General features: G+C 36.3%; 1 protein-coding gene. It reads left to right on the top strand.

What is annotated here, in order from left to right:
• Nucleotides 1–1,362: hypothetical protein (locus CCU_RS10045; RefSeq protein ID WP_208896159.1), on the top strand; the 1,362-nt coding region annotated here is incomplete at its 5' end.
• Nucleotides 1,363–1,507 lie beyond the last annotated feature (145 nt).

The following is a 1,507-nucleotide window of genomic DNA, read 5'->3' as shown; positions in this document are numbered from 1 at the left end:
TTTTATATATATACAATTAAGGCTATTTTCACACATGTATTTATGGTTAACACTTGTGCGGTTATGACTGGGCTCATCATATCGTATATCAACAATACTATCCTTGCCTATCTTGCATTATTTGGGTTCACTATAGTTGCCATATTGCAATCGGGTAAGTTCACCTTTCCTGCGGAAGATAAAATCGGCAGTATACAGGAAATATCCAATATATTCTGTGCTTCTCTTACTTATATTCCAGATGAAGCAGCTTTAATTCCTGTAAATATACATTTTCTGTCCAAACCTTTGTATATAGTATTTGGCGTGATCTCCGTATATTTGATCACAAATTTCTTCAGATACAAGAAGTTATCTTTGATTTTTGCCACCATATTTTCAGTGTTATGCTCGTTTTCCTTTATTTATATCTGCAACATCCCATATAATGGTAGTAACCCTGGATACGCAGACGATTCCTCGGATTTATTTGCAAATGAACAGGAATTACTTACTCCAACAAAGGAAATAGATTTTTATGTTACAGAGTATAACATACATTTTGACATAAGGAAGAATTTGATCGCAGATATGTATATGCAGCTATCAGACACCAGTCTCCCTGAATACCATTTTATACTCTGTAAAGATTACAATATCGACTATATAGCAGATGATAAGGATAATGCTATCCGCTATAGCAGAAATGGGAATAAGCTATGCATATACAACGAAGCCGGCAATCTCTCATCCATATACATAAAGTATACAGGAAAATCCTACAATATTTGCTACACAGGGGAAAATGGTGCATATCTTCCTGGGAACTTCCCGTATTACCCAATTGCTGGAAATGGAGACTTATTTCAAAACGGATATTGCCAGCTTCCTAAGGATCTGAGCAGGTTCACAGTATCCATATACTCTGATTTTACTACGTATAGCAATCTCAGCTTGTCCGGTGACACGTTCAGTGGTTTCAGTGATCAGCTAAGCATTGTTTCCGGCATATTTTGGAGAGAACAGATTATTGATAATGTGCGATACATTTTCCCATATATTGGCGCGGACACCGATCCGAGTCGAAACCACTACATAACAAGCCAGATAAAAAAATATATAAACTATACACCTGAAGAAAAGGCAACTGATTATTCCCTTATCGGGAAAACAATCCTGATACAACCAATACACAGAAATGCATATATGTACGGTTCTGACATGGTGATGTTTGATGCTGCAGGTAATTTGGATATTTACTACACCAATTATATACGGACAGGTAATTGGTACAATATTGATTCAATTCTCACCGATGAGGAACTTCAAAAGATTCAGGAAGATGTATACGACGAACTTGGCATCACTGAAACAACAGAATAAAGTAACTTGTATCCGTTCAGAGTAAAGGGGGATTATTATGCTGGAAATAAAAAATATGACAACTACTTTGGGAGGGAACACAATTCTTCACAATTTAAACTGTAATTTTGAATCAGGAGTACACGGACTACTCGGTCCTAATGGT

The organism is Coprococcus sp. ART55/1 (assembly GCF_000210595.1).
Taxonomy (GTDB): Bacteria; Bacillota; Clostridia; order Lachnospirales; family Lachnospiraceae; genus Coprococcus; species Coprococcus aceti.
The sequence above is the reverse complement of the archived record's forward strand: the minus strand, read 5'-3'. Positions and strand labels throughout refer to the sequence as shown.